Source organism: Bartonella sp. AP65SXKL (assembly GCF_042195725.1).
In the GTDB taxonomy this organism is placed as follows: Bacteria; Pseudomonadota; Alphaproteobacteria; order Rhizobiales; family Rhizobiaceae; genus Bartonella.
This window is the reverse complement of sequence record NZ_JBHIOW010000027.1, coordinates 1-9,068: the sequence shown is the minus strand read 5'-3', so window position 1 is coordinate 9,068 and position 9,068 is coordinate 1. Positions and strand designations below refer to the sequence as shown.

The following is a 9,068-nucleotide window of genomic DNA, read 5'->3' as shown; positions in this document are numbered from 1 at the left end:
TTTGTGATTTTTTAATAACTATTATTAATAAAATTGACTTGATAAAAATGGTAACAAAAAACCATAATTGTTTATTTGTTTTATGAAAAGCTGCTTTTGAAAACCAATGCTCGTAAATGTAAAAAACCGTTTTGTTATAAGATATTCACTTAATATGCATTTGCTTTTGATTGGATTGATAAAGCTACCGAGCGTTTTGATTTGTTTGATACGTTTGATAGCCATAACAAGCGTTTATAGGCTCTCTCATTCAAATGAGTGATTAAAGATCATATGCATCATTTACGTTCCTTTTGATAAGTTTTCATATCTCTCATAGAGCGCTTGTAATATAATACGTTTTGTATATATGTGTCATTACCTTGATTAGGGTTGATTCATAAGGATAGACATTTGAAAGCCGCGTCATATCATTTGACACGGTTTTTTTAAATTCTCTCTTTTATGATGGGTTTATAACCATAAAGAAGGCGCTCCCATGCCTGTTTTTATTCTGTTTCATCAACAATCTTGACAAGGTTATCGCTTTCATAAACCTCATAATTTATAGGAACTTCCCTTACTTTGCTTTTCTTGGTTAATTTCGCATTGCCATAAGCACGTCCCCAGACCTTAGTATAGAATAAAACCTTGGCATTGCCAAAAACAGCGCCATAAATTTCAGCACAACCGCCCACCAAAGCACCGCCATAGACCTTGCCATGTATTTTTGCACGACCATTAATAAAGGCATAATTATAAACCTTGGCATAGCTATGAATACGAGCCGAGCCAGCAACAATGGCACGACCATAGACCCTTGCATAACTAAAAACCGTAGCATCATAAGAAACATGAGCATAATCATAAATATGAGCATCAGCAAGAACGCGGGCAGCACCACTCACATGAGCATACCCATAAACATTGCCATAAACATGAGCATTGCCATAGACACAAGCATGGTCATAAATTTTTGCGTATTGAGAGATGAAAGCCTTGCCATAGATTTCACAATTCCCATAGACTTGACCACAAACTTGAGAAAAATGCCGTATTTTTGCATTTTCAGAAACGACGGCATAGCCATACACACAAGCTTTATCATAAACCCAGCAATTGCCATCATGGGATAGATTAGCTTCCTTTTCAATAAAGCCCCCTAAATCCCCCGTCTTAACATCATCAAAATCTCTTAAAGCACGAATGCGATAAAGAGTTATAATATTTCGAGTAAGTGCATGTTTGATTTTTTTGATTTCACTGGTTAATTCGTATTTTTTGCGCATAGGAGTACCCTCACAATCTAATGTGATAAACGTTTTCTAAAATTTGAAATGGAAAATTGGATTGGAAAGCAGGCGCCCCCACAACGCCCATGCTTTATTTAAGCAGCTTCATTTATGGTTTTGTTATTATTACCAATATCATCATAAATTTTTTGATTGCCATCAACTATAGCATTGCCAAAGATTTTTACTAAGTAACAAACATATACATTGTCAGAAACGACGGCATTATCGTAAACATGAGCAGCCCAATCAATACGAGCAGAGCCTAATATTTTTGCATTGCCATAAACAAAGCCCCTTACATAAGCATTATCAGCAATTTTCGCATTGTCAGAGATTTTTGCATCAAAAATGATATTAGCTTTATTACAAACAAAGGCATTGTCATAAACTTGACCACGAACGATAGCATTGTCATTAATTTTTGCATTGCCATAAACATGAGCATTTGCACCGAAAATCCATGCATCATCATTAACAACGGCATTGCCATAAACTTTAGCATTTCTATTAATACAAGCATTATCATGTATTTTTGCATTGTCAGAAACGACAGCTTCCCAAAAAACGGTAGCATTATCATAGACCCAGCAATTGCCATCATGAGAGAGATTGCTTTCATTTTCGATAAAACCACCTAAATCACCAGTCTTTACATCAGCAAAATCTCTAATGGCTTTAATGCGGTGTAAAGTATGACCAGCCACACAACGCGTTTCATTCGTAAATTCGTATTTTTTTGTTATAGGTAAAGAGACACAAGCGTCATCAGAAATTTGAGATGCAAGATTAATCGTTTCATTGTCTTCAATACGTGTATACCAATTAATAAAAGCATTCCCATAGACTTTTGCATTGTCTCTTATAACAGCCTTATCACATACAGCGGCGTTATTAAAAACATGAGCATGTTTGTAAACAAAAGCATATCCAAAAACCAAGGCATTATCATGTATTTTTGCATTGTCATAAACACTAGCAAAATCAAATACCTTTGCATTATCACAAACCGTTGCATTATCGAAAACACTAGCATAATTAAAAACAGTAGCATTATCAGAAACAAGAGCATTATTATAAACACAAGCCTCATTAGCTACCCAGCAATTACCATCATGTGATAAGTTACTTTCCTTTTCGATAAAGCCCCCTAGATCACCTGCTTTGACATCAGAAAAGTCTTTTAATGCCTTAATGCGATAAAGAGTTTTATTATTAAATACACGTGTCTCATTTGTGAGTGCAAACTTTTTTTGCATAACACTATTCCTTTATAAAGAAGATTAAATTTTAGAATGAGATTTTTAAAGAGGGGCGCCCCCGCCGCGCCCGTGTCTTATTTACGCAGCGTCTTTTATAGACTGGTCATTATAGACAATTTCTTTACTACAGACTTCAATATTATTGCGAACCCAAGTGTCACCTTTAATGACCGCATTGCGAAAAATCTTTACATTTGCAAAAATACAAGCATATCCGGAAATTTTCGCATTATCATAAATTTTTGTATCATTAAAAACACAAGCGTAATAATGAACATGAGCATTACCAAAAATATGAGCATCCGGATAAATACGTGCAAAGCCATACACATGAGCATTGCCATAAATATTGCCAGCCACAACCGCCTTGCCATAAACCCTTGCATTTTCATAAATACAAGCAATATTATTCACATGGGCATACCCACTTACAACGGCATTATCGTAAACCCTTGCATTGCTATAAACCTTGGCTTTACCGCCCACCCAGCAATTGCCATCATGGGATAAATTACTTTCACCTTGTATAAACCCGCCTAACTCACCTTTTTTGACGTCTCCAAAATCTCTTAAAGCTCTAATTCTATGAAGGGTTTTAAAGCCAACCTCTATTGTCTCACCTGTAAATTCGTATTTTTTTGCAGGCTCTTGTTTATTAACAGATGCAGTTTCATTTGAAATGTTAGAGAGAAGGGGGGTGTTTTTTGATATATTTGTCATAATTAAAACCTTGTAGAAATACTCGTTTTGAAATTGACACCCTTATAAGAGCATCGGGCGCTCAAAACACGGCTACAAGTCCGTTGCTATGCTTTTCCCTCGCGAAGGGTATTGTATGGCATAGCTACACCCGACAAAATTATCATATATGCTAACAAAAGCATAAAAGATAGTCAGTTTTTATAACAGGATTAGATTTATCGTAACCTATTCGCTTGTAGTTTAGTGTTTTGATCACTTGAGTATTTATATAACAAAATACGTATTTATTGTCAAATAATATTTTATCTTTTTTGATATTTTTTGTATTTTTTAAATACGTTGTGTATTGATAAATATCTTATGCTTATTAATTGCTTCTTTTATATTTATACGATTTCAAATCTATATTATAGTCTTTATAAAACGATTGCGTTGTTTTTTGAATCTATACATTTATAATATTTAAAAACGCTCTTATAATGCGTATTTTTATCTTTATAACCCATCAATTTTTTCACTAAATGAATTTAAAATTTTTTGTGAATTTGTTTATAACGCATTTATCATTTGAACTTTCTTAATAGGCAACGCGCTCTTATAAGCAATGCATTCATTTCCATTATGATTATAAAGCCTTGCTGTTTTTACGCATTCTCTATAGCTGTTATCTTCTTTATAGCCATGGCATCATTTTTCATTTTCATAAGAGAAACGATAAATAGGATAATTGCGATTTATAGATTGTTATGAAAATATCTAAAGAGAGATTGATCATTATAAGGATTAGCAAAATCCCTTTTAATAGACCGTGTCAGTTTTGTCAGTTCCTTTTAGACTCTCTATTATTTTTTTTAAAATGAGAAAAATTAAAAACATTATATTTCAATAGGTTAATATCTTTAAAACATAACTCATATCAAGAGTACAGTCTTTAAAGATAACCAATGATGTGAATTGATTAAAACTTGTCAGTTATGTGTCAGTAAATTGAACTGACAAAAGTGATTATTTTAGTGAGTCATTAAAACGTATCTTATGAAAATCATGTGATCCTTTAAAGCCTTTCAAAAGATAGCTTGTAACTTATAGAAATGCTATCAAGACCAGTATGGTTATGAGTTTTGAAGATTTTGAATATTCCTTTTGCCCCCCTTTATATATTTTTTTTCAATCGAAAAATAAAAGTCATTATACTTCAATATATTAGCATTTTATAGATGCAATCTATATTAAGAAACAACCTATAAATACAACCTAAGATATATTTTGAGAGTTTGAGAAACCTTCAAAACCTATAAGCAATATAAGAAAATGAATATATATATATAACTCTCTTTAAACAAAGCTTTTGAAAACAATAAAGCTATCATTTTAGATTACGGTATAACCTCTTAAAGGCAATTCAAAAGAAGTGTATTCACTTTAAGAGTGGGTTTCTTAAAAGTCTTAAAGCAATCCAAAGTAGAGTATCTAAAAGTACAAGTTTCTTCTTTTTAGAATAACGCATATAAACACTCCTTTTAAAGATTGTATGTAAGCAATGTATAAAGAGGGTATAGAGTATAAAGGGGTATAGAACCTATAGGTATAAGACCTTATACCCCTTATGAGTTATCATACCCATTATGTGAGCATGCTTTATAAGTTATTCAGTTTCTCTTATTTCCAATTTTGGTAAGTTTTTTACGATTTTCATTGTTTCTAAACTTACAGTAATAACCCTTTGAAATAACTCTAGAGGGTAGGCAGGGTTGCCAACGGTTTCAACAGCATAGCGATTGGCATCATTAACAATGCCACTCTTTTTATCAGTCTTAACACATTGACGCCCCATAACCCATTCAAGAGCGGGCTTGCCATTGACGATATACTCATAAGCTTCAAGAGGGATATCTGTTATTGTGATATTGCTATTGTAAAAAACAGTTGATTTATCCTTTTCCTTACTATTCTTAATTTTTGCGAATTTCATTTCAGTTACATAATAAAACTTTTCGGGATTAGAGATCTCTGTCTGTTTTGGATTACCCTTTTTAAAGGTCACTGGATAAGGTTCTACAGTTTCATAATTCATATGCAAATGACCCAATTCACGTCCTGCTGTTACAAACTTCCAAAAATCACCAGCACTCTTTACACAAGGGATACGAGGCAGTTCTTTAGAGAGGTTATCAGCATAACGAGCACGATAATCTTCCGAATGTAAAAGACCGTAAACATAATAGAATAGATCATCTTTCGTGATAGTTTCATTAGGATAAGCGGCTTTAAAATGGTCTAGACCTTCATCAGTAATGGCATCACGCTTCTGTAAACCAGCTGTTGTGTTTTTCTCTGTAGAATTTGCAAATAAATGGGATTGTTTCTCACTTTTTGAAACCGTAGCATCTTCATAAATATATTTTGGAAAGCATTGACCTGTATCTATTGCATGAAAATCAGGTAGATCTTTAGTCATAATAACAGAAAATCCACTTCTTGCCCCTATAGCAGAAACTTGTATCACTGTATTTTTGATCATTTTTTCTACAGGAAAGATACGAGGCATTTGATAAATTGCTTCATTAAAAATGCGATTATAATAAAGCCACTGTCGTGTAAAAGGACGATATAAACTTTGAACAAAACCGACTTCTTCAAATTTTAAAATATGACCTCTTGCTAATTGTTTTTTTATATTCAAACTCCAACTTATCTTGCTTGTATCTGAATTAACAAAATTATCTACAGCCTTTGTACGTGATTTACTGTCAGTGTGCGCATAAGCATTATTAAAACGTTCTGCTTCACTGTTATAGAAGGCAATCATGTTACCCATATTTTTCGCTAAAATTGCACGACTTGAATTGTATGCCCAAGCATCACGACTAGTCGTAATGCCACAAGAATAAATCTCAAAGAGTTTTTTCTCATGAGGTCTCTTATCGCCTAAAGCTAAGAATGTTTCAAAACTGTCATCACGTTGACGTATCCAATCACCATGCTTATCTGGTGTGATTATTTGCCAATCTTTTTTACTTCGTGTAATGCCATCAATACTACCAAAGTCCTTAATTGTTTTAAGTTTTTTTTCTCTTGTTTGATTATCACCAATATCATGATAGTAAATTTTACAAGGTCCAATAGTATTGGGATTTTTTATAAACAGCGTCACGGCAATGCCCGTCATACTACCACTACCAAAAACATTTTCACCTTCTTGAGCAGCTCCATTGCTTAACATATTTTTACGAAGATCCCCTCGTAAATTAAGTACATAAATACTCGTAAATTCTTTGGCTAAAGATTTTCGTAAACTATTCATTGTCGATTTTTCTATGTAACCAGAGCCAGAAACAAAGCCGATTACCCCAGCATTACCAATACGGTCACTTGCCCAGCGCATAGCACGAATATAACTGTCATAAAAATTTCGCGTATTCATTGATTTAGATTGAGCAGCATAGGTTTCACGAATACGGTTATTTAATATGGGATAAGGGGTATTCTTTGCATTGTCATTAGCACTTTTTTGACCTGTTGAATAAGGAGGATTGCCAACAATAACTTGGATATCTACTTCCTGCTGTTTTTTACACCGCTCTGAATTCTCAAACATATAGCGTGTAAAAAAATCTTTTTCTTCAAGCATCAAAAACGTATCAGTTAAACAAATTCCTTCAAAAGGGATATACTCTCCTTTCATAAGACTATGATAGGTCGATTCAATGTTAATCGCTGCTATGTAATAGGCTAGCAAAACAATCTCATTGGCATGAATATCATGACGGAATTTATATTTCATATCCTCTGGTTTGATGAGCTTGGATTGTAAAAGCCGTGTAATAAAGGTCCCCGTTCCAGTGAAAGGGTCAAGAATAGAGACGCCTCGAGAACTTAAGCTTTGTCCAAACTCTTGCTCTAAAACATCATTGACGGAATGTAAGATAAAATCAACTATTTCAATAGGCGTATAAACAATCCCAAGTTTATCTGTTGTCTTTTTGAATGCCTTGGTAAAAAAATCTTCGTAAAGTTTGATAATAAGATTCTGTTTTGCTCGCGTTTCAATAATACCCTCTGTATCATCCTTTACACTTTGATAAAACTTTTCAAGATCTTTGGCTTCGTCTTTGATATTCATCTTATCAAGTTCTCTTAAGATCTTTTCCATGGCTTGTGAAATGGCATTGTTTTGCACAAACTCATTTCCATCAAACAAGGATTCAAAAATAGGACGTGTCACAAGGTGTTGCGCCAACATCTCAAGTGCATCCTCTTGCTCGATACTGTCATTTAAACCGTTCTTTAATTCTTTATGAAAGGCATCAAAAGCGTGAAAGGCTTCACTCTTTTTATCAGCGAGTATGCTTTTAAGACGAATAATATGATTTTGTGCAATTGCAGCTACATTGCCAGCCCAATTTCCCCACTGATTAGTCTCTCCACATTTTTTGACAATGATGGGCTTAATAGCACGCGATAATTCATCAACATAAAACTCGAATTCTTTTTGTCCTCCATATTTATAAGAGCTTTCACTTGCTACTGAACCAATATGAAGCCCAGCACTTTCCGATTTCGCGTGGAAAGAGAGTTCGTCAACAACTGCGGTCATTGCTTGTAAAGCAGGGTCAAAAGTGACCCCTACAATCTCAAACACATGACGAACATCTTGGTCCAGCTCTAAGGCTTTTATTTTGTTTTTAAAGTTGTCATCATGAGCACGCAAAGCATTGAGAACTTGCCAGATGACATCATACTTTGTATTGTTTTCTAAAGCCTGTTGTGGTGGAATATTAAAGGGAATACCAACGGGTAAAATAATGTAGCCTGTTGTTTTACCTTCTGCTCGGCGCATCACACGCCCCACAGCCTGTATCACATCCACATGACTTTTACGCGGGTGTAAAAACATAACCGCATCAAGAGCAGGGACATCGACTCCTTCAGAGAGACATCGGACATTGGTTAACACACGGCAGTTATTCTCATCTGTCTCTTCTTTAAGCCAATCAAGTAATTTATTACGATTTTTGCCATTAAAAGATCCATCAATGTGCTTAACATCAAAGATAAGAGAAGTCTTACTTTCGGGAACAAATTTATGATATTCATCAATGGCGTCATTGAATAGTTCGCTAACTAATTGAGACGTCTTGATATTTTTACAAAAAGCCAGAGAACGACGCATAGGTTTTATGCCATCTTCTTCCTTCTTTTCTATTTGGGAAAGTGCTTTGTAGCAGCCAATGATTTTAGTTGTATCATCAAGAATAAGTTCGGAATTTTTATCTTTAAGGCGTTTCTGAATCGTTGCGTTAATAATTGCTTCATCAACAGCCAAGACGATAACTTTATAGGGTGTTAAAAGTTTATCTTTTAGAGCTTTTGAAAAAGTATACGTGTAAAGATTTTTTCCATAGAGCTCTTCATCATCCATGGACGCCAGAACAGCATCAGATGCGTCAGCCTTCTTTTTCAGCTTGTCGGTAAAGATCTTAGGGGTTGCCGTCATGTACAGACGTTTTTTGCCCCGAATGATGCTGTTATCATGAACCTTGATAAATTCAGATTCACGCTTGTCTGTTCCTAACACAGCTCCAGTGGTACGGTGTGCTTCATCACAGATGATCAGATCAAATTCGGGTAAATCATACTTTTTTTGCGCATCCGAAATCACTTGGATTGAATGGTAAGTGGAAAACACCACGGTCATCAGATCATGTGAAACCTTACCCGCTTTACTAGCCAGTTCTTTTGCATCCGTGGTAGCCGGCAAGGCAAGATCAGAGCTATCAAATTCAAGAGCATCATTTTTATTATTCTTACGACGTTTTCCTACTTGTGTATC

The 9,068-nt window shown here is 34.6% G+C and carries 4 protein-coding genes; all 4 read right to left on the bottom strand.

Annotated elements, in window-relative coordinates; all coding sequences use genetic code 11:
• Positions 1-488: 488 nt before the first annotated feature.
• Positions 489-1,268, bottom strand: a complete 780-nt coding sequence (locus ACFIMP_RS09055; RefSeq protein ID WP_375629514.1) for a hypothetical protein — start codon at positions 1,266-1,268, stop codon at positions 489-491.
• A gap of 98 nt (positions 1,269-1,366) precedes the next feature.
• Positions 1,367-2,530 (bottom strand): LbetaH domain-containing protein, encoded by a 1,164-nt coding sequence (locus ACFIMP_RS10010; RefSeq protein WP_375629511.1) that lies wholly within the window; start codon positions 2,528-2,530, stop codon positions 1,367-1,369.
• An 81-nt stretch (positions 2,531-2,611) separates the two neighbouring features.
• Positions 2,612-3,253 carry an LbetaH domain-containing protein gene (locus tag ACFIMP_RS09045; protein ID WP_375629509.1) on the bottom strand — a complete coding sequence of 214 codons (642 nt, stop codon included), beginning with the start codon at positions 3,251-3,253 and terminating at the stop codon, positions 2,612-2,614.
• A 1,627-nt stretch (positions 3,254-4,880) separates the two neighbouring features.
• The coding region (locus tag ACFIMP_RS09040; protein ID WP_375686286.1) for a type ISP restriction/modification enzyme at positions 4,881-9,068 on the bottom strand (4,188 nt) is incomplete at its 5' end.

Bases quoted from the DNA above. Each gene is read 5' to 3' on its own strand.
- ACFIMP_RS09055 (WP_375629514.1), bottom strand. From the start codon at position 1,268: ATGCGCAAAAAATACGAATTAACCAGTGAAATCAAAAAAATCAAACAT.
- ACFIMP_RS10010 (WP_375629511.1), bottom strand. From the start codon at position 2,530: ATGCAAAAAAAGTTTGCACTCACAAATGAGACACGTGTATTTAATAAT.
- ACFIMP_RS09045 (WP_375629509.1), bottom strand. From the start codon at position 3,253: ATGACAAATATATCAAAAAACACCCCCCTTCTCTCTAACATTTCAAAT.